The sequence below is a fragment of the Dyella acidisoli genome, from assembly GCF_030160295.1.
GTDB lineage: Bacteria > Pseudomonadota > Gammaproteobacteria > Xanthomonadales > Rhodanobacteraceae > Dyella_B > Dyella_B acidisoli.
This window is the reverse complement of the sequence record NZ_BSOB01000061.1, coordinates 664-24320: the sequence shown is the minus strand read 5'-3', so window position 1 is coordinate 24320 and position 23657 is coordinate 664. Positions and strand designations below refer to the sequence as shown.

22 protein-coding genes, 1 tRNA gene and 1 pseudogene are annotated in these 23657 nt (G+C 61.4%); 9 read left to right on the top strand and 15 right to left on the bottom strand.

Going from position 1 to position 23657, the window contains the following annotated elements; genetic code table 11:
- Window positions 1-16: 16 nt before the first annotated feature.
- Both QQJ86_RS20835 and QQJ86_RS20830 read left to right on the top strand, forming a co-directional pair.
- Window positions 17-1474, top strand: coding sequence for a DUF4139 domain-containing protein (locus tag QQJ86_RS20835; protein WP_284322905.1), 1458 nt, complete (start codon window positions 17-19; stop codon window positions 1472-1474).
- Between the two features lie 24 nt (window positions 1475-1498).
- The gene (locus tag QQJ86_RS20830; protein ID WP_284322904.1) at window positions 1499-2257 is read left to right on the top strand and encodes an enoyl-CoA hydratase/isomerase family protein; all 759 of its coding nucleotides are present in this window, start codon (window positions 1499-1501) and stop codon (window positions 2255-2257) included.
- Between the two features lie 149 nt (window positions 2258-2406).
- Here the strand turns inward: QQJ86_RS20830 and QQJ86_RS20825 are convergent, their stop codons facing one another.
- The 3 genes and pseudogenes from QQJ86_RS20825 to bamJ form a co-directional block, all read right to left on the bottom strand.
- Window positions 2407-3249: a sulfurtransferase gene (locus tag QQJ86_RS20825; protein ID WP_284322903.1), complete on the bottom strand. Its 843-nt coding sequence runs from the start codon at window positions 3247-3249 to the stop codon at window positions 2407-2409.
- A pseudogene (locus QQJ86_RS20820) lies at window positions 3246-4027 on the bottom strand (CoA pyrophosphatase). The gene QQJ86_RS20825 and the pseudogene QQJ86_RS20820 overlap by 4 nt, the downstream one beginning before the upstream one ends.
- A 167-nt stretch (window positions 4028-4194) precedes the next feature.
- A complete protein-coding gene (bamJ, locus tag QQJ86_RS20810) occupies window positions 4195-4947 on the bottom strand; it encodes a BamJ family beta-barrel-assembly machinery protein (RefSeq protein WP_284322900.1) in 753 nt (250 codons plus the stop codon).
- A 295-nt stretch (window positions 4948-5242) separates the two neighbouring features.
- Between bamJ and QQJ86_RS20805 the strand changes: the two genes are divergently transcribed.
- On the top strand, window positions 5243-6025 hold the full coding sequence (locus QQJ86_RS20805; protein WP_284322899.1) for an enoyl-CoA hydratase/isomerase family protein: 783 nt from the start codon (window positions 5243-5245) through the stop codon (window positions 6023-6025).
- A 153-nt stretch (window positions 6026-6178) separates the two neighbouring features.
- On the opposite strand, the gene QQJ86_RS20800 is transcribed toward QQJ86_RS20805, so the two are convergent.
- The 5 genes from QQJ86_RS20800 to QQJ86_RS20780 all read right to left on the bottom strand — a co-directional run bounded on the left by QQJ86_RS20800 (window position 6179) and on the right by QQJ86_RS20780 (window position 12812).
- Window positions 6179-7099 (bottom strand): DUF1684 domain-containing protein, encoded by a 921-nt coding sequence (locus QQJ86_RS20800; RefSeq protein WP_284322898.1) that lies wholly within the window; start codon window positions 7097-7099, stop codon window positions 6179-6181.
- Window positions 7100-7167: 68 nt separating this feature from the next.
- Window positions 7168-8991: a DNA mismatch repair endonuclease MutL gene (gene mutL, locus QQJ86_RS20795; RefSeq protein WP_284322897.1), complete on the bottom strand. Its 1824-nt coding sequence runs from the start codon at window positions 8989-8991 to the stop codon at window positions 7168-7170.
- Between the two features lie 135 nt (window positions 8992-9126).
- Window positions 9127-10686, bottom strand: a complete 1560-nt coding sequence (locus tag QQJ86_RS20790) for an N-acetylmuramoyl-L-alanine amidase (RefSeq protein ID WP_284322896.1) — start codon at window positions 10684-10686, stop codon at window positions 9127-9129.
- Between the two features lie 187 nt (window positions 10687-10873).
- On the bottom strand, window positions 10874-11335 hold the full coding sequence (gene tsaE, locus QQJ86_RS20785; protein ID WP_284322895.1) for a tRNA (adenosine(37)-N6)-threonylcarbamoyltransferase complex ATPase subunit type 1 TsaE: 462 nt from the start codon (window positions 11333-11335) through the stop codon (window positions 10874-10876).
- The gene (locus tag QQJ86_RS20780) at window positions 11328-12812 is read right to left on the bottom strand and encodes an NAD(P)H-hydrate dehydratase (RefSeq protein WP_284322894.1); all 1485 of its coding nucleotides are present in this window, start codon (window positions 12810-12812) and stop codon (window positions 11328-11330) included. The genes tsaE and QQJ86_RS20780 overlap by 8 nt, the downstream gene beginning before the upstream one ends.
- A 34-nt stretch (window positions 12813-12846) precedes the next feature.
- Here QQJ86_RS20780 and queG point away from each other — a divergent pair, with 34 nt between their 5' ends.
- Window positions 12847-13908 (top strand): tRNA epoxyqueuosine(34) reductase QueG, encoded by a 1062-nt coding sequence (gene queG / locus QQJ86_RS20775; RefSeq protein ID WP_284322893.1) that lies wholly within the window; start codon window positions 12847-12849, stop codon window positions 13906-13908.
- A gap of 141 nt (window positions 13909-14049) precedes the next feature.
- On the opposite strand, the gene panD is transcribed toward queG, so the two are convergent.
- From panD to pcnB, 5 genes are all read right to left on the bottom strand, one after another.
- Window positions 14050-14436: an aspartate 1-decarboxylase gene (gene panD / locus QQJ86_RS20770; RefSeq protein WP_188792548.1), complete on the bottom strand. Its 387-nt coding sequence runs from the start codon at window positions 14434-14436 to the stop codon at window positions 14050-14052.
- A gap of 282 nt (window positions 14437-14718) precedes the next feature.
- Complete coding sequence (gene panC, locus QQJ86_RS20765; protein WP_284322892.1) at window positions 14719-15564, bottom strand: pantoate--beta-alanine ligase; 846 nt, start codon at window positions 15562-15564, stop codon at window positions 14719-14721.
- Window positions 15565-15577: 13 nt separating this feature from the next.
- A complete protein-coding gene (panB, locus tag QQJ86_RS20760) occupies window positions 15578-16408 on the bottom strand; it encodes a 3-methyl-2-oxobutanoate hydroxymethyltransferase (RefSeq protein ID WP_284322891.1) in 831 nt (276 codons plus the stop codon).
- Window positions 16409-16462: 54 nt separating this feature from the next.
- Window positions 16463-16945 (bottom strand): 2-amino-4-hydroxy-6-hydroxymethyldihydropteridine diphosphokinase, encoded by a 483-nt coding sequence (folK, locus tag QQJ86_RS20755; RefSeq protein WP_284322890.1) that lies wholly within the window; start codon window positions 16943-16945, stop codon window positions 16463-16465.
- Window positions 16942-18291: a polynucleotide adenylyltransferase PcnB gene (gene pcnB / locus QQJ86_RS20750; RefSeq protein ID WP_284322889.1), complete on the bottom strand. Its 1350-nt coding sequence runs from the start codon at window positions 18289-18291 to the stop codon at window positions 16942-16944. Before pcnB ends, folK begins: the two co-directional genes overlap by 4 nt.
- A 370-nt stretch (window positions 18292-18661) precedes the next feature.
- Between pcnB and QQJ86_RS20745 the strand changes: the two genes are divergently transcribed.
- Window positions 18662-18737: transfer RNA gene (locus tag QQJ86_RS20745), tRNA-Glu, on the top strand.
- Window positions 18738-18794: 57 nt separating this feature from the next.
- Entirely contained in the window at window positions 18795-19118 is a 324-nt protein-coding gene (gene fdxA / locus QQJ86_RS20740; protein WP_284322888.1) for a ferredoxin FdxA, read from the top strand.
- Window positions 19119-19296: 178 nt separating this feature from the next.
- Here fdxA and QQJ86_RS20735 read toward each other — a convergent pair whose 3' ends face one another.
- Window positions 19297-19893, bottom strand: a complete 597-nt coding sequence (locus tag QQJ86_RS20735; RefSeq protein ID WP_284322887.1) for a hypothetical protein — start codon at window positions 19891-19893, stop codon at window positions 19297-19299.
- Between the two features lie 38 nt (window positions 19894-19931).
- Window positions 19932-20825 carry a 4-hydroxy-tetrahydrodipicolinate synthase gene (dapA, locus tag QQJ86_RS20730; RefSeq protein WP_284322886.1) on the bottom strand — a complete coding sequence of 298 codons (894 nt, stop codon included), beginning with the start codon at window positions 20823-20825 and terminating at the stop codon, window positions 19932-19934.
- Window positions 20826-20949: 124 nt separating this feature from the next.
- Here dapA and QQJ86_RS20725 point away from each other — a divergent pair, with 124 nt between their 5' ends.
- The 3 genes from QQJ86_RS20725 to QQJ86_RS20715 all read left to right on the top strand — a co-directional run bounded on the left by QQJ86_RS20725 (window position 20950) and on the right by QQJ86_RS20715 (window position 23529).
- Window positions 20950-21513 carry a glycine cleavage system transcriptional repressor gene (locus QQJ86_RS20725; RefSeq protein WP_284322885.1) on the top strand — a complete coding sequence of 188 codons (564 nt, stop codon included), beginning with the start codon at window positions 20950-20952 and terminating at the stop codon, window positions 21511-21513.
- Between the two features lie 103 nt (window positions 21514-21616).
- Window positions 21617-22078 (top strand): peroxiredoxin, encoded by a 462-nt coding sequence (locus tag QQJ86_RS20720; RefSeq protein WP_284322884.1) that lies wholly within the window; start codon window positions 21617-21619, stop codon window positions 22076-22078.
- Between the two features lie 71 nt (window positions 22079-22149).
- Complete coding sequence (locus tag QQJ86_RS20715; RefSeq protein ID WP_284322883.1) at window positions 22150-23529, top strand: PhoH family protein; 1380 nt, start codon at window positions 22150-22152, stop codon at window positions 23527-23529.
- Window positions 23530-23657 lie beyond the last annotated feature (128 nt).

Genomic DNA, 23657 nt, shown 5'->3' with positions numbered 1-23657 from the left:
GCCCAAGGAGTGCGTCATGCCGATCCGGCACCGAAACGTTCTGAGCATCGCCATCGCCACGCTGTGCACCATACCGTCTGTGTGGGCGGCCGATGGTGCATCAATGACGTTGTATCGCAGCGACAGCCCCGCCCTGTACGCAAGCAGCGGCGACAGCGACGCCAACGACGGTTATGCCGTAGTGCGCGAGCGACGCGACGTTACATTGCAATCCGGCGTGCACGATCTGGTGCTGGGCGACCTGCCCAATCATCTCGACGCTGAAGCCATGGCGCTCGGTTTTCCGGGCGGCGAGGCAAAAGTCATTTCTCAGCGGTTATTGCTCGGTCAAGGTCCCAATGCAGCTTTGACCGGTTTGACGGGAAGCAGTATCAACGTGCTCGGCGACAACGGCCAGGCGCTGGCCAGCGGAACTTTATTACGCGCCGGTGAAGATGGACTGGTGGTGAGCACGGATCATGGCACAACGCTGGTTCGCCAATATGCGGCAGTGACTACGGCGGGCGGCAATTTCCCTACCGGCTCCAGTTTGCGTCTGCGCGTCGATGCCTCGCGCAGCGGCCAGGCTGATGCCACGCTCAGCTATCCGACCTCCGGTATTGGTTGGCGCGCTTCCTATGTCGCGAACTTGCAAGCGGGCAATGCGTGCAGCATGCAGTTTGAATCGCGCGCCAGCATCGCCAACCGTAGTGGTCGCGACTGGCACGACACCAACTTGACGCTGATTGCTGGTGAACCCAATTTCGCCAAGACCTCCGCACCGCGTCCGATGATGATGCGCGCGGCAGCGGCGCCTGTTGCGGCCGAAGCCCTGCCCGAACAGTCAACGGTGGGCGATTACCGCAGCTATACCCTGCCCGCGCCGGTCGAACTGCCCGATGGCAGCATCAGCCAGGTGCCGCTCTACGCTGCACGCACGCTCAGCTGCGAACGCACGGCACTCTACGAGAATGGCGGCAACTGGATGCCGCCGCAGCCGATGCTCAACGAAACGTTTAATACGGACAGCAACACCAGCATCATCAGTACGCTACGCTTCTCAGCCTTCGACAGCCTGCCAGCCGGTTACCTGCGCGTGCTGACTGCCGATCGCAACGGCGTGCCGCAATTCATCGGCGAAGGCCGCATCAACGACACACCCAAGGGCAGCGATGCCACCATCACGCTAGGCACCGCGTTCGATTTGCGTGGCAAGCGTGAACGCACGAGTTTCCACGTTGACAAGGCCGGCCGCGCACTGGACGAAGCTTTCCGCATCACCCTCACCAATGCCGGCGACAGTGCGCGCACGGTGACGGTGCGCGAGCATCCGAATCGCTGGCGGCAATGGACAGTCACCTCGTCCAGCGTAAAACCAAGCAAGCAAACGACCGACACGCTGGAATTCAAGGTCGAAGTGCCTGCCAACGGCAAGGCCGTGCTCGATTATGCTGTGCGCTACACCTGGACGGCTGACGAACAGCCACAATCCTGATCACTCTCTCTTTCTGGAGCGCCCATGCTCAACCTCATCAAGCACGATGCTGTCGTAGAAATCCAGCTGGCACGCCCGCCGGTCAACGCGTTGAACCTGGATCTTCTGCGCGCTTTGCAGCAGGCACTGGCAGAAGCCGTACGCGATGGTGCGCGCGGTGTCGTGCTCTCCGGCGCACAAGGCATGTTTTCCGCCGGCGTGGACGTACCTGCGCTGCTTACGCGCGATCGCGCCGGTGTACGTGAATACTGGCGCGAATTCTTCGCCACCTGCGCTGCACTCGCGCATTTGCCGGTGCCGGTTGTTGCGGCCATCACTGGGCATAGCCCTGCCGGTGGCGCAGTGCTTTCGCTGTTCTGCGATTACCGCGTGATGGCGCAAGGCCCGTATCGCATCGGCTTGAACGAAGTGCAGGTGGGATTGATCGCACCGGATTGCATCCAGATGGCGTTGCGTCGTGTAGTGGGCGCGTATCGCGCGGAACGCTTGCTGGTTTCCGGTGCGCTGATCGAAGCTACTCAAGCCCTGGACTATGGCTTTGTCGACGAACTCGCTGTTGTGGATGAGGTCGCCACGCGCGCGTTGCACTGGCTCAACGAGACGCTCGCCCTGCCCTCGCACGCCATGCTGGAAACACGCAAGATTGCGCGTGCGGATTTGACGCGCACATATGCGGATATCGACGCCTTGCCGATCGATACGTTTGTGGATGCGTTCTTCCATCCGCAGACGCAGGTGGCGTTGCAGGCGTTGGTGGATAGGTTGAAAAGCAAAGCTAAATGAGTGGACGGATCAGTACCCTCTCCCCTCCGGGGAGAGGGTTAGGGGGCAATCTTGCGAACAGCTCGATCGAAGCGTCGCCTTTATGAAATTCTGGGCAAGCCTTTACCCCTCACCCCAGCCCTCTCCCCGGAGGGGAGAGGGCGCAACAACTAGCCCTTCGCGATCGGCCGCGACGGATCACTGATCCACCCACTCCACGACGGCGCATACAAGCGCGAACCCGCCAGCCCCGCATGTTCCATTGCTAACAAATTGTGGCAGGCAGTAACACCCGAGCCACACATGTGCACCACGTGGCTTGGTGCGTGATCACCGATTACCGCGCGAAATTCCTGCTTCAGCTCCGCCGGTGATTTGAAGTGCCCATCGGCTTGCAAGTTATCGGTAAATGGTCGATTCGCTGCGCCCGGCACGTGACCTGCGACGCGATCGATTGGCTCCACTTCACCGCGATAGCGCGGTGCAGCGCGTGCATCGAGCAATAGATCATCTGGCGTGTTGGCGACAGCGGAGTGATCGAGCACGACTTGGCTGGCGTCGTAATGCATGCTCACCTGCGTCGGCTGCCGCTGCGGAATGGCTTGTGATATCGGCAAGTTCGCCGCCTTCCACGCTGCGTAGCCGCCATCGAGCACGACCGCTTCGCGCACGCCACACAAGCGCAGCAACCACCACAGGCGTACCGCGGCCAATGCACCCGTGCCGGCGTCGTAAGCCACCACTTGCAGGCCAGGCTGCCAGCCCCAGCGCGCGAGCACCGCGGAAAACGCTTGCTCGGACGGCAACGGATGCCGCCCCAACCCAAGCGGTGTGCGACTGAGATCGGAAAGATCGTGATCCAAGTCTGCGAAGACTGCGCCTGGAATGTGGTCCGTGCGGTAATCGCGCTCGCCTTTTTGGGTGTCGGCAAGATCGTGTCGGCAATCGACGATCAGCACGCTATCCGACGGCAGCGCTGCGAGTTCCCCGGCAGTGATCAAGGTGCTTTTCATGCCTGCTCCATCTTCTGCAAAAGGTGTTGCAATATGGCCGCTGTGGCGCCCCAGATGCGATGGCCTTGGTAGTGGAATTCCACCATCTCGCGCCGGCGGCCGCGGTAATCCATCTGGTAGCGTTTCAGATTCGACGGTTCCAGGAAAAACGTCAGCGGCACTTCGAACACTTCGGCCACTTCATCGGGCGCCGGTCGAAACTGCGCCTGGTTGGCGATGCGTGCCACCACCGGGGTAATGCAGAAACCGCTGATGGTTTCGAAGCAATCCAGATATCCCAGCGGCGTGACGTGCGAGGGATGCAAGCCGATTTCCTCTTCGCTCTCGCGCAGGGCGGTGGTCAGCGCATCGGCATCCGTTGGATCGGCGCTGCCACCGGGAAAGGCGACCTGCCCCGCATGCGAGCTGAGATGATCGGTGCGCACCGTAAAGATCATATGCGGCTCGTTAGCATCGCGCAGACCGATCAGCACGGCGGCCGGGCGGCGCTCGATTTCGCCGATCAATTCGGTCATCAGCGCGTGATTCCAGCCGGGCGGCGCCGGAGGCTGTGACAGCGGACGCAAGGCACGCTGCAGGGCTTCCATCATGGGGATTCGCGTGCGGGGAGCACCACGTCCAGGTAATGGGAGCGCTCGGTCTCGCTCATGCTGCGCCACCGTGCGATTTCATCGCCCGTGCGATAACAGCCTTCGCAAAAACCGCGTGCATCGAGCCGGCAGATGCCGATGCACGGGCTGAGAATGGCTTGCTGGGGGAGGAGGGAGGAGTTCGACATGCTTCCGCAATGCTAATGGAAGCAGGGAATGGGGAACAGAGAACAGGGAACGTGTGAATGTCGCGGCCGAGCAAATCGCGACCCACTTCTCTTGGATATGCAAAGAGCGGGGATGGATTGCTTAAGGCGATCTACACGTTCCCTATTGCCAAATCCCCGCCTTCACATCACGGCCCCGCCGCCTGCGGATTCGGCGGCTTGATATCCAGCAGTTCGATATCGAACACCAGCGCCTGATTCGGTCCAATGCGCGGCAGCGCACCATGCTCGCCGTATGCGAGTGTGGGTGGGATTACCACTTTCCAGCGGTCGCCCACGTGCATGCGCGGAATCACGTACTGCCAGCCGCGGATTACCTTGTCCACGGTAAACGTGACGGGCGCACCGTGAGCCCAGGTGCTATCGAACTCTGTACCGTCGATCAGCATGCCGCGATAGTTCACGGTAACCAGGCTGTCGATGGCCGGATTGACCGCGCCGTCGCCCTTCTTGATCACCGAATACTGGATGCCCGAAGGCAGCTGCACCACGCCTTGCAACGTGGCGTTATGGGTCATGTATTCGGCGCTTTTCTTCGCATTGTCGGCCGCGATGCGATTGAATTCGGTGATGGCCTGTTCGTGCATGCGCTCGCCCAGGCTGACCAACTGGTTGTACATGTCTTCTTTCGACACGGCCGGAGGACGCTTGGCGTAGGCGTCCTCGATGGCTTTCTGCAGCACGGCCATGTCCACCGGGAAATCTCCATCGGCGAATTGCGTGCCGATGCGGTAGCCGATCGCGTAGGAGAGCTTGTGCTTGTCCAGCTTCACCACCGGGGGCTGCTTCTGTGACGGGCTGGGCGCATTCGTCCCCTGCGCCTGAGCCGCGGACACGGCAGGCAACAAGAGAAGCGGAAGCAGCCAACGCGTATAGGTCATTACGTTCTCCATGGTGCAGTGCCGCCCAATGACTCTTTGCGGCCCGCATGTTTGGCAAGCGGTCGCCTTACGAGTAAACAGAACCAGCGCGAATGACTTGGAGACATGGGGCGGACTCTAAGCATACGGCGAAAGCCGCCATCCTAAGCGGTTCGGTCGTCCGATGCAGCCATGCCAGGGGTTTGGCGTGACGATCTGACAACCGCGCGGGATCATCGAACTGCTCTAAGAAAGCCAGGAGCAACAAAGGTTCCCGCTGCTAAAATCCGCGTTTTACGTTGATACGGAGTCCATCGTGGCCTATCGCAACCTCGAGATCGGCAATCGCGGTGCCGTGCGCACCATCACCGTCAATCGCCCGGACAAGCTCAATGCGCTCAATCGTGAGACGTTGAACGAGCTGGCCCTGGCGTTCACCCAGGCCGCGCAGGATGACGCCGTACGGGCTGTCGTACTGGCCGGCGCCGGCGACAAGGCGTTCGTGGCCGGTGCAGACATCAGTGAGATGAATGGCTACACGCCGATGCAGGCACAGAGTTTTTCGCGCACCGGACAGCGGCTGATGAGCGGCATCGAACGGCTGGGCAAGCCGGTGATCGCGCGCATTCAGGGCTTCGCCCTGGGCGGAGGCATGGAACTGGCGATGTGCTGCCATCTGCGCATCGCCAGCGAGAAAGCCAAGTTCGGCCAGCCGGAAATCAACCTCGGTTTGATTCCTGGCTTTGGCGGCACCCAGCGCCTGTTGCGCCTCGCCGGACGCGGTGCAGCACTCGAACTGTGCCTAACCGGTGGCGTTATCACCGCACAGCGCGCTTACGAGTTGGGGGTGGTCAATCGCGTGGTCGCACCCGAAGCGTTGGATGAAACCGTCAATGCACTGGCTGACCAACTCGCTGCCGCTGCGCCACTGGCTGCCGCGAGCATTCTGGATACCGTGCTGCAAGGCGGTGAAACATCGATTGATCAGGGCTTGGAGTTTGAAACGCAGGCGTTTGCGTTGATGTTTGCAACGGAAGATATGAAGGAAGGAACGAGTGCGTTTCTTGAAAAACGCAAAGCTGCGTTTGTGGGGAAATAAAAAACTTTGCGAGATGCACTCCCTCCCCTGCGTGCAGGGGAGGGCTGGGGTGGGGTTGCGCGAGCTTGCCGCGCTATTTGAATTCATGGCGAAATTGCTTCACCCCACCCCAACCCTCCCCTACTACACGTAGGGGAGGAAGCAGATCAGGAATCAATGCCCGCCGCGGTACTTCTTCTCACCCGCAGTAATCCTTAAATCCAAACGATTCTCCGGCGGCGCCAACGGGCATGTCGCAAACGGCGTGAAGGAGCAAGGCGGGTTGTAGGCCTTGTTGAAATCCAGCACCACTTTGCCGTTCTGCGGTAGCGCGGCGTAGAGGAAACGCGCTGCGCCGTAGGTCTCATGACCGGACGTGCGATCGGCTAGCACGAAGAACAACTCGCCGCCCGGTTCTTCCTGATACGGCAGCAACTCGTACGTATGTCCGTCGCGCGTGAACACCGCTTTGCCCGGAACCTTTACCGTATCGATCGTGCCGATCACCGAACCGATCTGGAGATCGTGCGGCGGATCGAACGGCACCCAATCCGCCACGATGTGCCACGACGGATCGATCGGAAAATAGTCGATGCCGAGGAAATGCTTGCGCGAGGCAGCGTCAGCATCTTTGACGCGCAACGCCTTGCGACCTTCGCGATCGATCACGAAGAAACTCGCCGTACCAAACGTGACCTTGGTGGGTGATGCATTGCCGGCGACGTGTGCGTCATCGACCAACGTGGCTTCCTCCACCTGTTTGCCGTCGACCGTCGCACCGCTGTCCTTGGCCAGCTTGATGTGCGCCTGTCCCGATTTGTCCAGCGTGATCACACCCAGATGGGCGGGACCGGCCTGCAGGACGATGTCGTTATCGGGCGCAGCACCCACCTTGTTGGCACCTTCTTGCAGCCATTCCAGCCCGATCAGGCTGAGCCAGCCATCCGGCGCGGTCAATCGCCCAACGCGCTCGGAGCGCCATTTCTCGATGCCCTGCTGGTATGCATCAGGCGCGGTATTGGATTGAACGGTATCGGCATGCACGAGGGCCACTCCACTACTTAGGATCAGTCCGGCAAGGACGTTACGCCACATGGGTTTTGCTCCGCTCGATGCAAGAGCCACCAGTATGGACGTCTATTTATCAGGGAAACAAGCATCACTTACCGACCGCGCAGAAAAAGCTTATCCAGTTCGGTCATACCCAGCTGCACCCACGTAGGGCGGCCATGATTGCATTGTCCAGACCGCTCGGTCGCCTCCATTTCGCGCAGCAGCGCATTCATTTCCGGGATGCTGAGACGCCGACCTGCGCGCACCGAACCGTGGCAGGCCATGGTGGAGAGCAGTTCGTTTTCCAGCTCTTGCAACTGACGCGAGCTGCCGTGCTGCGCGAGTTCACCGAGCACACTGCGCGTGAGTTCGGCAACGTCTGCACCTTCCAACAATGCCGGGATACGCCGCACGACGACGGCGGAAGGTCCGCTGCGCGAAAGTTCCAGACCCCAGACGGACAGCGCTTCACCGTGTTCTTCTGCGGCAGCCGCTTCTTTCGCGCTTACCGGCACTGACAGCGGCACCAGCAATATCTGCGAGCGAAGATTGCTGCATGCACGGCCATTTTTCAGTTTTTCGTAGGTAATGCGCTCATGCGCGGCATGCATGTCGACCAGCACCAGGCCATGCGCATTCTCGGCGAGGATGTAAATGGTCTTGAGCTGCGCGATCGCATAACCGAGCGGCGGCGCTTCGCTATCGTCGGTGGCAGGCATGGCTTGCGGCGCGATCGCCATCTGTTCGACCGCGGCATCGCCGAGCAAAGCCGCATAGTCCGCCAGCGGCTCTTCGCGCACACCCAGATGCAAACGACTTTGCATGGCGTTGCTGGGCCAGCTGCTTACCTGGCGGCTTGCTTCCTGCGCGACCGCGGACACCACGCCCGCGCTGGATGGCCATGCAGGTGTCTCCGCCGGCGTATGCTGACCAGCACGCGTTTCCGCAAGCGCTTCGTGCAACGTGCGGAACAGAAAATCATGCACCAATCGCTGTTCGCGAAAGCGCACTTCGCTTTTGGCCGGATGCACGTTCACATCCACGCCGGCTGGATCCAGTTCCAGATAAAGCACGAAAGCAGGATGTCGACCATGAAACAACACATCGGCATACGCCTGGCGCACCGCGTGCGCCACGACGCGATCGCGTACCAGGCGGCCATTCACGTAAAAATATTGCGCATCGGCTTGCGAGCGCGAGGCGGTCGGCAATCCCACCCATCCTGACAGGCGCATACCTGCCGATGCGTGGTCGATGCGCAGGCTTTGTTGTGGAAACGATTCGCCGAGCACTTCCGCCACGCGCGTGAGCATGGACTTTTCATCGCGCGCCGCTTTCCACACGCGCACCGATTTCCCGTTGTGGCTCAGGCGAAATTCCACGCTGCTACGCGCAAGCGCAAGCGATTTCAGAAGATCGTCGATATGCGCAAATTCGGTGCGCTCTGCACGAAGAAATTTGCGCCGTGCCGGCACGTTGTAGAACAAGTCGCGCACTTCCACGCTGGTGCCTTGCGGATGCTGTGCGGGGCGCACATCCTGCATGCGACCGCTGTCGACCTCAAGGCGAAATGCGTTGTCCGCACCGCGCAGGCGCGACGTCATCGCAAAGCGCGCTACCGACGCCATCGACGCCAGCGCTTCGCCGCGGAAGCCCATGCTGGCCACGTGCTCAAGATCATCGAAGCTGCCGATCTTGCTGGTGGCGTGCGAAGCCACGGCCAGCGGCAGATCCTCGGCAGCAATGCCATCGCCATCGTCGCGTATGCGAATCAATCGCGCACCGCCAAATTCGATGTCGACTTCGATGCGCGCAGCACCGGCATCGAGACTGTTCTCGACCAGCTCTTTCACGACCGAAGACGGCCGCTCGATCACTTCACCAGCGGCAATTTGATTGATGAGCTCGGGGGGGAGCGGACGGATGCGGGACATGGGGCGCAAGCTTAGCAGCGCTGCGTCCCCTCAACTATCCGGATTTCCCGTAGGTTGGTTGGGTTAGCGCAGCGTAACCCAACAATGCCGCTTCGAAGATGTTGGGTTACGCTGCGCTAACCCAACTTACGAAGCCTAACTGTTGGGAATCACCAGCATCGTGCCGGTGCGCACGCTGTTGCTGTTGATGCCATTGACGCTTTTGAGTGAGTCCACGCTCACGCCGTACTGCTTGGCAATGCTGCGCAAGGTTTCGCCCGTGGCAACGCGGTGCAGGTCGCGTGCATCGGCATCTGCGGGCTCGGACGCACTGACGACCGTGTCCGACTTGGCCACCGCATCGCTGCCGGCTGGCACCATGCCCTTGCGGCGCGCGGCTTCCATTGCAAACCAAGTACCCGGCGGCGGGCTGCTCATGAAGTAGCCCTTCACGCCATCCATGATCGCCGTCGCCAACTGCTGCTGATGCGTGGGATCGCGCAGCTTGCGCTCTTCCGTTGGATTGCTGATGAAGGCCGTCTCGACCAAGATCGAGGGCACGTCGGGCGAGCGCAGCACCACGAAGTTGGCATGCTCCACGTAGCCGCGATGGGTCGGCCCGATCGCCGACAGGGCGTTGAGAACGTTCTGGGCCACCGTTTCACTGGCCTGCACGGCCCAGCCTTGTTGCATATCCAGCAGCACGGAAGCGAGGCCGTCGTTCTCCGCCGCCAGCGATACGCCACCGATCAGGTCGGAACTGTTTTCACGATCGGCCAGCATCTGCGCGGCCACCGAACTCTTGCCGCGCGGCGACAACACCCATACCGACGCGCCCTTGGCGTCGCTGCCGGGGTACGAATCGGCGTGAACGGCGACGAACAAGTCGGCCTGGTTCTGGCGGGCGATCTCGTAGCGCTGTTTCAATGGAATGAAGTAGTCGCCATCGCGCGTAAGGATGGCCTTCATGCCTGGCTGGCGATTGATCTGCGCAGCGAGCACGCGCGCCACGGCTAGTGTGACGTCTTTCTCCAGCACGCCGTTGGGGCCATGCGCGCCCTGATCCTTGCCGCCGTGCCCGGCGTCCACCGCCACGATCACCTGACGCTGGCTGTTCAACAACACCGCCGCCTGGCGCGTGGTAACACCCTTGCGTGAGGTCAGCTTGCTGCTGGCATTGATCACCACGGGAGCCGGGGCATCGGCGTTGTCGTCGGTCGCATCGGAAGTGGGAGCAGCCGGTGCCGGCTTGCTCGATGCCACCGCGGTATCGCCGGCTTCATCAGATGCTTCGGGCTTGGCGGGCGCAGTCGAAGGTTTGCCGTTACCTGGATAGAGATCCAGCACCAGCCGGTAGCCGGCCTGGCCGGATGGGCCAAGCAGGAAGGTCTTGGGCTGGCTGCCCGATGCCACCGAGGCGGTCAAACGCAGGGCGTCACCTTGTGGCGCGCTATCGAGTCCCTTGAACAGACCCTGCGCAGAAGGTGCCAGTTTGCCGGCTGCGTTGCTGTCGGCCAGCTCGAGCACGATCCGGTCGCCGTCCTGGCTGAGTTTGTATTTGGCGGGGCCGGAAAGATCGAACACCACGCGGGTGTAGTCGTGACTGGCCCAGACGCGAGCGTCCTTCACCTCGGCTGCCTGCAAGGCGAGCCCAGGCGCCGCAGCAACCAGCGCGGTACCGGTAAGCCAACAAATGCGAGTGAGATAGGCCCTCATGGTGCCGCATTGAAGCTCACCACATTCCTGAATGCAAGAGGTTTTCCTTTAATTTTCCATGACCTGCGCAGCATTTGTCAGATCAGGTCAAGCTATTGCCCCTAAGCCACGCATTTTACAGACCGGCGCGAGCCCGTCTGTTTGTTCAGTTTTCCTTGATGGCACCGATACTTACGAGGTGGCGCGTTCAACCCACGTGGGTCAGCGCCTGTTCGCCGCGCAGGGTCTTGGCCTGCAGGCGCGCATGGCGGCCGGCGCCTCGATAGCCCAAGTGCACTTCCAAATCCGCCTCAGGCAATGCACCCCGGCCACGCTCGGGCCACTCCACCAGCACGACGGCGTTGGGCTCGGCCAGCGCGTCCAGGCCCAGCCATTCGAGTTCGCCGGGATCAGCGATGCGGTAAAGATCCAGATGCCAGGCGGGACGACCATCCCGGGTGCGATAGCCCTCGACCAGGCTGTAGGTTGGGCTTTTGATGCGCTCACCTACCCCCAGCGCCGTCAGCAGGGCTCTGGCGAAGCTGGTTTTGCCAGCACCCAGTTCACCACGCAGATAAATGACCAGGCCACCGACCAGTGTGCCGGCAACCTGCGCGCCCAACCCGCGCGTGGCGTCTTCGTTAGGCAGATCCCATTGCTCTTCAATCATGCTCGATTCCATTGCCGAGCAAGCGCAGCGGCTCAAGCAGATCACTTGCAAGCAAGCCACGCTCGCCCTTGCGTGCAGCCACATCGCCGGCGCGCGCATGCAGGCCTACGCCAATGCGCGCGGCATCCCACGCCGAGCAACCTTGGGCCATCAATGCGGCGATGATGCCGGTAAGCAGATCGCCCATGCCTCCGCTCCCCATGCCGGGATTGCCCCATGTACAGACGTCTAGACGTCCATCCGGATGAGCGATGAGCGAGCCCGATCCTTTCAGCACAACCACGGCGCCATAGCGTTGAGCCAGTTCACGCGCCGCAGCAAAGCGATCCATTTGCACTTCTGCGTTGCTCTTTTCGAGCAATCGGGCTGCCTCACCCGGATGCGGCGTAAGCACTACGGGTGTAGTGAAGCGGCGCTGCTCGTGCGCAAGCAGATTCAATCCATCGGCATCCAGCACTAACGGCTTGCCGCTATCGAGCGCAGTGAGCCATAACGCATGCCCCCACGCGCCCTGCCCCAGGCCCGGCCCTACCGCGAGCACAGTGGCGCGACTCAATAGCGGCTGTAATTCCTGCGGACCATGGACGCCGTGCGCCATCAATTCCGGCCGAGCGCTGTTCAAGGCGATCAGATTTTCCGCACGCGTCGCGACGCTCACGAGCCCTGCGCCGCCGCGTAGCGCCGCTTCACCGCATAAGCGGATCGCGCCAGCCGTGCCATGGTCGCCACCGATCGCCAGCACGTGCCCGCTGTCGCCCTTATGCGCATCGCGTGACCGCGGCCCCAGATGCATGGCGTCGAGCAGCGCTGCATCGGCAGGCATGCCCTGCCACAGGATGTCCGGCAACCCAAGCGTATCGATGAACAGCGTGCCGGTCTTCGTGGCGGCTTGCCCGGTATACAGGCCACGCTTGGCCGCGATGAAGCTCACGGTTGCCTGCGCGCGCATCGCTATACCTGGGCAATGCCCAGTATCCGCGTTCAATCCCGATGGGACATCCAACGCCAGAATGGGAACGCCGGAAGCATTGATGCGTTCGATCAACGCGCCAGCGGCAGGCTCGAGCGCGCGGTTCAAGCCAGTGCCATAGAGCGCATCCACGTATACGTCAGCCTGTGGCAGCAAGGCGTCCTGATGCCAGCGATGCGTAGTGCCTGCATTACGCAGCCACGTATCACGTGCAAGCGCCGCGTCGCCGCGTGCTGCGTCGCTGAGTTCCACCACTTCGACAGCCAGGTTGGCGGCATAGGCCAAGTTGGCTAGCAAATAGCCGTCACCGCCGTTATTGCCCGGACCGCAGAACACCACCAGTCGCCGCGCCTGCGGCCATTGCCGACACAGAAAAGTAAACGTCGCAGTGGCTGCCCGGTTCATCAGCTCGAAACCGCTGATGCCCAGATCATCGATGGCGCGCCGATCGAGCGCGCGAACCTGTTCGACGGTGTAGAGATCGCGAAGGTGGCGGTCTGCATGCATCGGCGGATTATAGGGACGCGATTAGACTATGCACATGTCCACGCAAACCTCTCCTGATTACGCCGCACTCGCCCTCGATATCAAGCACTGGGCGCGCGAGCTCGGCTTTGCGGAAGCGGGCATCAGCGGCGTAACGCTGGAACAGGACGAACAGCACCTGCAGCACTGGCTGGAAGATGGCTATCACGGCGAGATGGAGTACATGGCACGCCATGGCACCAAGCGGAGCCGGCCGGACGAACTGGAACCCGGCACGCAGCGCGTGATCTCCGTGCGCATGGATTACCTTCCGCCCGGCACGCAGCACGCCTGGGATGTGCTGCGCGATGCCGAAGCAGGCTACGTAGCACGTTATGCGCTGGGCCGCGACTACCACAAGCTGATGCGCAATCGCCTGCAGAAACTGGCCGAGCGCATTCGCGAAGCGGTCGGCGACTTCGGTTATCGCGCCTATGTCGATTCAGCACCGGTGTTGGAAAAAGCGCTGGCACGCAATGCGGGGCTCGGCTGGATCGGCAAGCACACCGTGCTGATCCATCGCCAGGCGGGCTCGTACTTTTTCCTCGGCGAGCTGTACACCAATCTGCCACTACCGGTGGACGAACCGGCCAGCGCGCATTGCGGCACGTGCCGGAAGTGCATCGACATTTGCCCCACGCAGGCGATCGTGGCGCCGTATCGCCTGGATGCGCGTCGCTGCATTTCCTATCTCACGATCGAACTGAAAGGCGCGATCCCCGAGGAGCTGCGTGCGCCAATGGGCAACCGTATCTTCGGCTGTGACGATTGCCAGCTGATCTGCCCGTGGAACAAGTTCGCGCAAGACGCCACGGAACCGGACTTCGCGCCGAGGCACAGCCTGGATGGCGCCAAGCTGGTGGAACTGTTCGCATGGAGCGAAGAGGAATTTCTCAAGCGCACGGAAGGCATGGCGATTCGCCGTGCCGGTTATGAAGGATGGTTACGCAATATCGCGGTGGCGCTGGGAAATGCGCCAAAGTCAGAGGAAGTGCGTATGGCGTTGCAGGCACGCGCAGATCATCCTTCAGCCATTGTGCGCGAGCATGTGGCGTGGGCACTCGCACGTCACGGCTAATGCCCAAATGCCGTCATTCCCGCGAAAGCGGGAATCCATCTTGCTCTGATACATCCGTTGAAAATAGATTCCCGCTTTCGCGGGAATGACGGCCATGAGAGTAACGCGACCCTCATGGCAATCTATGTGAAACCGCCGCGCTTACGCGGCAGCCATCTGCTTCGGAATCGAGCGATTCGTGTGGCTGATGCGGTTGTCCTTGTCCACGTACACCAGCGTCGGCTGGAATTTTTCCACTTCCGCCTGATCAAGATGGACGAAGGCCGCAATGATGACCAAATCACCCGGCTGCGCACGGTGCGCGGCGCTGCCGTTCACGGAGATGATGCCGGAGCCTTCTTCGGCACGCAGCGCGTAGGTGACGAAGCGCTTGCCGTTATTGATGTTCCAGGCGTGGATCTGTTCGTATTCGCGGATGCCTGATGCGTCTAGCAGCAGGCCATCGATGGCGATCGAGCCTTCATAGTGCAGCTCCGCATGGGTTACGGTTGCACGATGGATCTTCGCCTTGAGCATGTTCAGGTGCATGACTTTTTCCAGCAGGAACTGCCTGCATAGCTCGCTATTATCCAGCCGCTGCCGCCATGGCCGCAACGGCTCCCGGCCGGTACATGGGGATGGCCAAGAGGCGTTCAATACCCACAAGCCGAGAGCCTGCTCAATATCCCCCGCAGCTCGCATAACCCCTGAGTGGCCGCCATGCGGCCGTGCGCGGCTTGACCAGACAGCCAGTCTGGCGCTGCGCCACGCGCGACCACCTGACGACCATTCAGGGGTTATGCGAACCACGCCGAGACATTGAACAGGCTCTTAGTCGAACAACAGGTTATCGATCAGCCGGGTGGTCCCTAAACGGGCAGCGATCAACGCCACCAGCCCTTCCCGCTCGCCGTCACCCGGCTCGGCGAGGTCTTCGGCGCGCCGGATGGCGGCGTAATCCGGGACGAAGCCGGCACGTTCCAGCTTGGACGCCGCCGCCTGCTCGACCACCTTGCGGGCATGCCCCTTGGCGATCAGGTCGCGCATCTGCTGCAGGGTTTCGTAGATCAGCGCCGCCGTCTGCCGATCGCTGACTGAGAGGTATTGATTGCGTGAGCTGAGCGCCAGCCCGTCATCCGCGCGCTGCGTGGGGCCGCTCATCACTTTCACCGGCAATGAAAGGTCGCGCACCATGCGCTCGATCACTTTTAGTTGCTGGAAATCCTTCTGTCCGAAGATGGCGATATCTGGCTGCACCAGATTGAACAGCTTGCACACCACCGTCGCCACGCCATCGAAATGGCCGGGCCGATGCGCACCTTCCAGCGTATCGGTGAGCTCGGGCACATGCAGGCTCACGCTTTTGTCTGCGCCAAACGGATACAGGGTCGCCACATCCGGCGCGAACAATAGATCGCAACCGGATTCGGCGAGCCCAGCCTGATCCTGCGCCAAAGTGCGCGGATAGCGCTCGAAATCTTCGTTCGGCCCGAACTGCGTTGGATTGACGAACACGCTAGCCACCACGCGATCGGCACGCGCACGCGCCAGCTTCACCAGCGAGTGATGACCCGCGTGCAGGTTGCCCAATGTTGGCACGAAGCCAACCATGTGGCCTTGTGCGCGCCAGCCGCGAATGGTGGCACGCAGGCTCGCTGCGTCTTGAAGCGTTTGCATGAGAAAGTCTTCTTCAGTTGTAACCGTGTTCGGCCGCGGGGAACGCACCACTGCGCACGTCGGCGACATAGGCTGCGATGGCTTCCCGCACTGAGTGGCGACCGGCAAGGAAATCCTTGCTGAACTTGGGTCGCTTGCCAGGCGTAATGCCCAGCATGTCGTAAACCACCAGCACTTGGCCATCGCAGTGCGGGCCAGCACCGATGCCGATGACAGGTATGTTGAGCGCCTTGGTAACACGTTCGCCCAGCGCGGTAGGCACGCCTTCGAGTACCAGGATATCGGCACCGGCTTGCTGCACGGCCAGCGCCTCGCTGATCACGCGCTCCGCCGCTTCGTGCTCACGTCCCTGCACTTTGTAGCCGCCGAATTTGTGTACGGACTGTGGTGTGAGACCCAAGTGTGCGCAGACCGGAATGGCGCGTTCGGTCAACGCATGGATCGATTCAAGAATGTGCGGCGCGGCGCCTTCGATCTTCACCATGGCAGCGCCCGCTTCGCCCACCAGGCGTGCGCCAGCTTGCAGCGCATAGTCGACGTTGCGGTCCGCCATGAACGGCATGTCGGTAACCAATAGCGTAGCGGACAAACCGCGCGCCACCATGCTGGTGTGATAGACCATCTGATCGAGTGTCACCGGCAGCGTGCTGCGCTGGCCTTGCACCACCATCCCCAACGAATCGCCAACCAGCGCGATATCCACGCCGGCGTATTCCAACTGCGCAGCGAAGCTCGCGTCGTACGCGGTAAGCATCACGATCTTGCGCCCTTCCGCCTTCATCGCATGCAGGCTCGGCACGGTGACCGGCTTGCGGACGGGAGCGTTGGCGTTTTCCACGTACACGGCAGTTCCTTCGATGTTGCGGTGAACAATTATCCGGCGCGGGACGGCCAGCACTCAAGCCAATGGCTGACAGCCTTGTGTATCAACGGCTCGCAACAGATCCGCCACGTTGCCCTGCCCCGGAATCTCCAGATCGGGCGCGACATCGTGCAACGGCAATAGCACAAAGGCCCGGTCGGCGATATGCGGATGGGGCAAGTTCAAACGCGCTTCGTTGACGGTTCTACCGGCAACATGCAACAAATCCAGATCGAGCGTGCGCGGTCCCCAACGCTCGCTGTTGCGTTGACGACCCGCAGCGCGCTCGATGGTCAGCAAAGCATCCAGCAAGTCGTGTGGCTCCAGCAGCGTTTCAAGCGCCACCACGGCATTGAGAAAGTCCGGCTGATTCACCACGCCCCAGGGCGGCGTGCGATAGATGCGCGAACGAGCCGTCAACTCGGTCTGCGGCAACGCTGCCAACGCCTCCATGGCATTGAGCAGATGTTGTTGCGAATCGCCGAGATTGCTGCCCAGCGCCACGAAGGCGCGCATCAAGCAGCTCCGGACTTGCCGGCAGCGGGTTTGCGGCGACGCTTGCGTTTGCGCGGAGCGCTTGCGCGCACCGGCTCAACCTCTCCCGGCGTACTGGCCTGATGCAACGGCAATGCCGCAGCCAGCGTTTCATGCGGCAATTGCTGTGCATGCGCCCACCACTGGCCGAGTTCGCCGATCGCCGGCGATTCTGCTTCGCGCAGCAGCAGAAAATCGAATGCTGCTCGAAAGCGTGGATGCGTCAGCAGGCGGAACACCTTTTTACGTTGGATCTGTTCAAAGCGTGGCTGCAGTGACCAGATTTCTTCCATCGTGATGGTGAAACGGCGCGGAATCGCCACGCGCTGACATTGCTCGGCCACTACGTGCGTGGCGGCGCGTGCCCATGCTTCGTTGGCATCTTTGCCATGCGTGGCCCACGTATGTGCGAGATCGCGCACTTCGCCCCACAGCAGCACGGCGAACAGGAAGGCCGGCGTGACCGACTTACCCTCGATCACGCGCGCATCGGTGTTTTCCAAACCGCGCTCGATCAGCGAACGCAACGCCTTGTCACCACGCTTCAGCGCACGCGCCGTGGCGGGGAACATGTACTTGAGCAAGCCGCTTTCTTCAAGCATGCGGAAGCTCTTGCGACCATGGCCGGCCAGGAACATTTTCAGCGATTCGTCGAACAACCGCGCGGGCGCAACACCACTGAGCAGCGGTCCCAGCTCTGCGAACGGCGCGGACGCAGAAGCATCAATACGGAAATCGAGCTTGGCAGCCAAACGTGCGGCACGCAGCATGCGCACCGGATCTTCGCGGTAGCGCGTGCCCGGATCGCCGATCAGGTGCAGCACGCGATCCTGCAGATCCTGCATGCCGCCCACGTAGTCGCGCACCGAGAAGTCGCTGATGTCGTAGTACATCGCGTTGACACGGAAGTCTCGGCGCATGGCGTCTTCTTCGACGGTGCCCCAGACGTTGTCGCGCACGATGCGGCCGTCCACGATGTGACGATCGCCTTCGCTCTCCTCATCGCTGGTGCCACGGAAGGTGGCCACTTCGATGATCTCAGCGCCGTACACCACATGCGCCAGACGGAAGCGGCGACCGATGAGGCGGCAGTTGCGGAACAGCTTCTTCACTTCGTCCGGCGTGGCGTTGGTGGCCACGTCGAAATCCTTGGGGTGCCCGCCCAGCAGCAGATCGCGCACGGCGCCGCCGACCAGGTAGGCGTTATAGCCGGCTTCGTTCAGGCGATAGAGCACACGCAAGGCTGCCTTGCTGATGTTCTTGCGGGAGATTGTGTGCTGCTCGCGCGGAATGATGCGCAGGGCGAGCTTGGCGTCGTTGGCAGTCCGCATGTCTTACACCTCTCCGCCGTAGCGAGGGTGTCGAGACGCCGATCTGATGTGCGATGCGGACTGAGGGCGAGTGGAGGCGTACTTGGCAGTATGCCGAGCTCGACCGAGGGAGCAGCGCGCATCAGAGCGAGCGGATCGGAGGCCGCAGCAGGAGAGGCGTGAGAAATGCGGGCTAACTGTGGGATTCAAGCGTTCGAAATCCTTGCGGTTTCCAAATCCGGATGTCTGGCCGAGCACGCCTGACATGCTCCGACCATCCGAAACCAGTCGTGAGCATTGTCCTGCAAGTGCTTGAGCTGATGCGAGGGTGCGTCTGCAGGCGTTGCCGGACGGGGCGATTCAGCTATACTAGCGCGCTTCGCAACAATACGCTCCCATCGTCTAGTGGCCTAGGACACCGCCCTCTCAAGGCGGGAACACGAGTTCGAACCTCGTTGGGAGCGCCACCTCCAAGATGATCGGCGTTTTATGATCGGTTTTTCGGTCCAGAGGTATACCGCAGCATGACCTTCGTCGTCACCGACAACTGCATCAAGTGCAAATACACCGATTGCGTCGAAGTCTGTCCGGTCGACGCTTTCCACGAAGGCCCCAACTTCCTCGCGATCAATCCTGACGAATGCATCGACTGCACATTGTGCGAGCCCGAATGCCCGATCAATGCGATCTATCCAGAGGACGACGTTCCCGCTGGGCAGGAACACTTCGTGAAGCTGAACAAAGAACTTGCGGAAGCATGGCCGGTGATCACCGTGCGCAAAGACGCCTTGTCAGATGCGAAGGAGTGGGAAGGCAAGCCGGACAAGCTGAAGTTGCTTGAGCGCTGATCAAGCGCAGTAACGGAAAAGTCCAGACAACAAAAAAGGCACCACGCAAAGCGTTGGTGCCTTTTTTGTTGTCTGCTATACGCCAGATCTGCTGACACTGCCAGCGAGCTTAACTCGCTTCACCGTCATTCCGGCGAAGGCCGGAATGACGGTGAGGTGACGTTGATGCTTACCGCAATCAGCCCTTGCCGCCCATGCGCGACTTCAAGCTATCAATGACCTTGGCCACTGCTGCTGCATCGCCCTGCGCGCGCACTTCGCTCGAACCCTGTCCGCTGCCGGCAATGGTGACCACTACCTGACGCGGCGCTACGCTCGGACCGCTCGCGCTACTGCTGCTACCACGGCCGAACATGCGACCGAAGAAGCCAGGCTTTTCGGCCGGCTGATCGGAAGCCAGCACGCTGAGGCTGTAGCTGTGCGCGGCATCGTCATGGCTCTGCAGCGTGCCGATTTCGCCGTTGCTCAACGCTTCGCCGACACGGCGGTAGGTTTCGTCCACGCTGTCAGCCAGGATAAAGCCGTCGGTGATGGTGCTGGGAACGTTGCCCACGCGCGCGGTGGCGCCGTTGGCGGTCGGATGATTAGCCCCGGTCGGCGGGATCACCAACGCAGCACTGGCGTTGGGGGTGTCCATGCCTGGCGGAATTTCCAGCGGCGATTGCTGCTTGGCCGTCTGCCAGGCCTTTTCGGAACGGAAAATGCCGCAGCCCGAAATCAGCAGGCCGGTCAGAATCAGGGCCGGCAGGGCGACGGCGAGGGAAGATTTCTTCATGTAATGGATTCCGTTGTGTTCCGAATTGAGTCAACCGATCAAGCGGCATCCGCCAAGGATGCCAGAGTCGCCAAGGCCTTGCGTAGCTGTTCGCGCGCCGGCCCCTGTTCTAGTTCCACCAGCGGCAACCGGGGCGTTGCCGTGCCCAGCCCCAGTTCCGGCAGGCCGGCCTTCACCGCGATCGGATTCGGCGCGCAGTTGAGCGCCAGCACCAGCGGTTCAAGCGCAGCGTCGCAACGTGCGGTGGCCGCGCGGTCGCCCGCAGTGGCAGCGTCGCACAATGCTCGGAAAGCCCTGGGCACCAGGTTGGCCACCACCGAGATGACACCGGCGGCGCCGGCCAGCATGGCCTGCGCCCCACTGGCATCGTCGCCGGACAGATAGACGAAATCCGGCCGCACAAGTTCCGCGGTGTGCTGGATGCGCTCGGCATCGCCGCGCGCTTCCTTGATGCCGATGATGGCGGGATGCTCGCGCAGCAAAGCGGTGGTTTCCACCGCCAGGTCGCAGGCCGTGCGAGAGGGAACGTTGTAGAGAAGTATCGGCAGGCCACCGCGATCAGCCACTTCCAGGAAATGGCGGCGCAAGCCTTCTTGCGTGGGGCGCACGTAATACGGCGCCACCACCAAAGCTGCATTTGCACCGAGCGCGCGGGCTCGCTGCGTAAGCGCCACCGTTTTAGCAGTACCGGCCTCGCCGGTGCCGGCGATCACTGGAATACGACCGGCAACATGCTCGACGGCAAAGCCGAGCAGGCGATCGTATTCGTCGTGTTCAAGCATATGGGCTTCGCCGGTGGAGCCGGCGACGACCACCGCCTGGGTGCCGCCCGCGATCTGGAAGTCGAGCAGACGGCCGAATGCCGCCAGATCGAGCGCCCCATCCGAGCCGAATGGAGTAACCAGGGCGCAGACGCTTCCGTGAATCTTCATGGCGCGTTCCGCACAAAAAGGTAGAAAAGTAGACTAGTCATCTTACTTGCGGGTTCGCAGGACGGGCAAGTAAGCTGGCGTATCGTTCGTCGTCATCCCGCACGACGCGGGGTCGCCACCATCCATGTCCACCAACCCTTTTTCCGCGCGATCTAGCAACGACCATCAATTGCTGATCCAGACGCTGACGCCGGCCACGCGTACGCCGCTGCTCGCGCTAGCTAAACGCATCGCGGATGCGGGCTGCAATCTTTCCGACGCGCGCGTATCGACCATTGGCGCGGATACCTCACTTACCCTGCTCGCCAGCGGCGCATGGGATGCTGTAGCCAAGCTGGAAACCGCGCTCACCAAGCTGGCACGCGAAGAGGAATTGCGCCTCACGCATTACCGCACCAGCCTGCGTGAACCTAGCGGCCATCTGCTGCCCTATCTGGTGGAAGTGGTGTCCTCCGACCGACCGGGTATCCTGGTAAAGATCGTGGATTTCTTCAGCCGCCACGACATCAGCGTGGAACAACTGAGCTCCATGCGCTATCAGGCCATGCAGACGGGCGCCGCGATGTTCCAGGCGCAGTTCACGATCGGGGTGCCGGATAAATTGCATATCGCCGCTTTGCGCGACGATTTCCTGGAGTTCTGCGATGGCCTGAATCTGGATGCCATCATGGATCCGGTGAAATTCTAGGATGCTCCGCCTGGCGTAATCTGACAAGGCTGTTTCCGTCACATAACACGCGCTAGTCTCCGTCCCAGCAAGTGCAATACCCAAGCTGGCTAGCGGAGAGCCCATGCCCGAACTAGGCAAGAAAGTCCCCAAGCTGCAAGGCGTCACCGGCGACGGAAGTACGCTGAAACTCGATTCACTGAAAGGCCAATGGGTAGTGGTCTACTTCTACCCCAAGGACAGCACTCCCGGGTGCACCAACGAAGCGAAAGACTTTCGCGACCTCTATCCGAAGTTCAAGAAGCGCCATGCCGAAATCCTCGGCGTCTCGCGCGATTCGGTGAAATCCCACGCCAATTTTGCCAGCAAGCAGGAATTGCCTTTCCCGCTGGTATCCGACCCCGATGAAACCTGGTGCAAAACCTTCGACGTGATCCACGAGAAGGTGCTGTACGGGAAGCGCTATCTGGGCGTGGTGCGCAGTACTTTCCTGATCGACCCCGACGGCAAGCTCGCCGCGGAATGGCGGGGCGTGAAAGTGCCCGGCCATGCGCAGGCGGTGCTCGACGCGATTCCCACCCGGTAATTTTCCACGTCACACGCTCTCGCCAACGTGCCACGTTCCTTCCACCTCCTGCCTCATGAGGTTACTTCCGCATGACCGGAAGCAAGCGCATCTACGCCCTCGATACCAACGTGCTGTTGCATGACCCGACGTCGCTTTTCCGCTTCGAGGAGCACGACGTCTTCATCCCGATGACGGTTCTGGAGGAACTGGACGAAAAGAAAAAAGGTGCTTCGGAAGTTTCGCGCAACGGCCGCCAGGTCAGCCGTTTCCTCAACGAACTGATCGAACGCGGCAACGGCCACGGCATCAGCAATGGGTTGGAACTGGAGAATCCTGCGGGCGTCTCGCTCCGACGCGGCACCGCCGTAGGCCGCCTGTATTTCCAGCAGCGCACCGCCAATGGACATGGCAAGGCGGACAACCAGATCCTGTCCGCAGTGATCGAGCTGGTCGAACAGCATCCGGGCCGTCCGGTGGTACTGGTCACCAAAGACATCAACCTGCGCATCAAGGCCAAGATCTATGGCATCGATGCGGAGGACTACGAGAACGACCGCGCACTGGACGATTTCGCTCTCCTCTACACCGGCTCGATCGAACTGCCGGAAGACTTCTGGGATCGCCATCCCGAAGTGCAATCCTGGAACGAGCGCGGACGCACGTTCTACAAAGTTGACCGGCGCAAGGACGAAGATTGGTATCCAAACCAGTGTCTGTTCCTGCCCGGCGAGAACAGCGTGGAATTGCGCGTCCTGCATGTTGACGAAGTGCGCGCCACGCTGGTGCTGCTGGATGATCACAGCCACAGCAATCACAGCGTATGGGGCATCGCCGCGCGCAACCGCGAGCAAAATTTCGCGCTCAACGTACTGATGGATCCGGACGTGGATTTCATCACTCTGCTCGGCACCGCCGGCACCGGCAAGACGCTGCTCGCGCTTGCAGCGGGTCTTGCGCAAGTGATGGACCAGCAACGCTACCGCGAAATCATCATGACGCGCGCCACGGTATCGGTCGGCGAGGACATCGGTTTCCTGCCCGGTACTGAGGAAGAAAAGATGACGCCGTGGATGGGCGCCCTCACCGACAACCTCGAAGTGCTCGCCAATCCGGAAGAAGGCGGAAGTTGGGGACGCCAGGCCACCAACGACCTGCTCGCCTCACGCATCAAGATCCGCTCGCTCAACTTCATGCGCGGACGCACCTTCCTCTCGCGCTATCTGATCATCGACGAGGCGCAGAACCTCACGCCGAAACAGATGAAGACGCTGATCACCCGCGCCGGTCCCGGCACGAAGATCGTGTGCCTGGGCAATGTCGAGCAGATCGATACGCCTTACCTCACGGAAACGACGTCGGGTCTGACGTATGCGGTGGATCGCTTCAAGCACTGGGCGCATTCGGCACATATCACACTGCGGCGTGGTGAGCGTTCGCGGTTGGCGGATTTTGCGTCGGAAGCGTTGTAACCTGCTCCTCATTCCCCCCCTCTCCACTTTGGGGAGAGGGGGGAACCTCGTGGGATATTTTTTGTGCCGTCATTCCCGCGAAAGCGGGAAGTTTGCAAAACTAGCCATTGCTCCAATGAAGAGACATG

Bases quoted from the DNA above. Each gene is read 5' to 3' on its own strand.
- tsaE (WP_284322895.1), bottom strand. From the start codon at position 11,335: ATGATTGAAGAGCAATGGGATCTGCCTAACGAAGACGCCACGCGCGGG.
- mutL (WP_284322897.1), bottom strand. From the start codon at position 8,991: ATGTCCCGCATCCGTCCGCTCCCCCCCGAGCTCATCAATCAAATTGCC.
- QQJ86_RS20735 (WP_284322887.1), bottom strand. From the start codon at position 19,893: ATGAAGAAATCTTCCCTCGCCGTCGCCCTGCCGGCCCTGATTCTGACC.
- queG (WP_284322893.1), top strand. From the start codon at position 12,847: ATGTCCACGCAAACCTCTCCTGATTACGCCGCACTCGCCCTCGATATC.
- fdxA (WP_284322888.1), top strand. From the start codon at position 18,795: ATGACCTTCGTCGTCACCGACAACTGCATCAAGTGCAAATACACCGAT.
- QQJ86_RS20725 (WP_284322885.1), top strand. From the start codon at position 20,950: ATGTCCACCAACCCTTTTTCCGCGCGATCTAGCAACGACCATCAATTG.
- panD (WP_188792548.1), bottom strand. From the start codon at position 14,436: ATGCACCTGAACATGCTCAAGGCGAAGATCCATCGTGCAACCGTAACC.
- pcnB (WP_284322889.1), bottom strand. From the start codon at position 18,291: ATGCGGACTGCCAACGACGCCAAGCTCGCCCTGCGCATCATTCCGCGC.
- QQJ86_RS20835 (WP_284322905.1), top strand. From the start codon at position 17: ATGCCGATCCGGCACCGAAACGTTCTGAGCATCGCCATCGCCACGCTG.
- bamJ (WP_284322900.1), bottom strand. From the start codon at position 4,947: ATGACCTATACGCGTTGGCTGCTTCCGCTTCTCTTGTTGCCTGCCGTG.
- QQJ86_RS20825 (WP_284322903.1), bottom strand. From the start codon at position 3,249: ATGAAAAGCACCTTGATCACTGCCGGGGAACTCGCAGCGCTGCCGTCG.
- QQJ86_RS20800 (WP_284322898.1), bottom strand. From the start codon at position 7,099: ATGTGGCGTAACGTCCTTGCCGGACTGATCCTAAGTAGTGGAGTGGCC.
- QQJ86_RS20790 (WP_284322896.1), bottom strand. From the start codon at position 10,686: ATGAGGGCCTATCTCACTCGCATTTGTTGGCTTACCGGTACCGCGCTG.
- QQJ86_RS20780 (WP_284322894.1), bottom strand. From the start codon at position 12,812: ATGCATGCAGACCGCCACCTTCGCGATCTCTACACCGTCGAACAGGTT.
- panC (WP_284322892.1), bottom strand. From the start codon at position 15,564: ATGCAAACGCTTCAAGACGCAGCGAGCCTGCGTGCCACCATTCGCGGC.
- QQJ86_RS20830 (WP_284322904.1), top strand. From the start codon at position 1,499: ATGCTCAACCTCATCAAGCACGATGCTGTCGTAGAAATCCAGCTGGCA.
- QQJ86_RS20715 (WP_284322883.1), top strand. From the start codon at position 22,150: ATGACCGGAAGCAAGCGCATCTACGCCCTCGATACCAACGTGCTGTTG.
- dapA (WP_284322886.1), bottom strand. From the start codon at position 20,825: ATGAAGATTCACGGAAGCGTCTGCGCCCTGGTTACTCCATTCGGCTCG.
- QQJ86_RS20720 (WP_284322884.1), top strand. From the start codon at position 21,617: ATGCCCGAACTAGGCAAGAAAGTCCCCAAGCTGCAAGGCGTCACCGGC.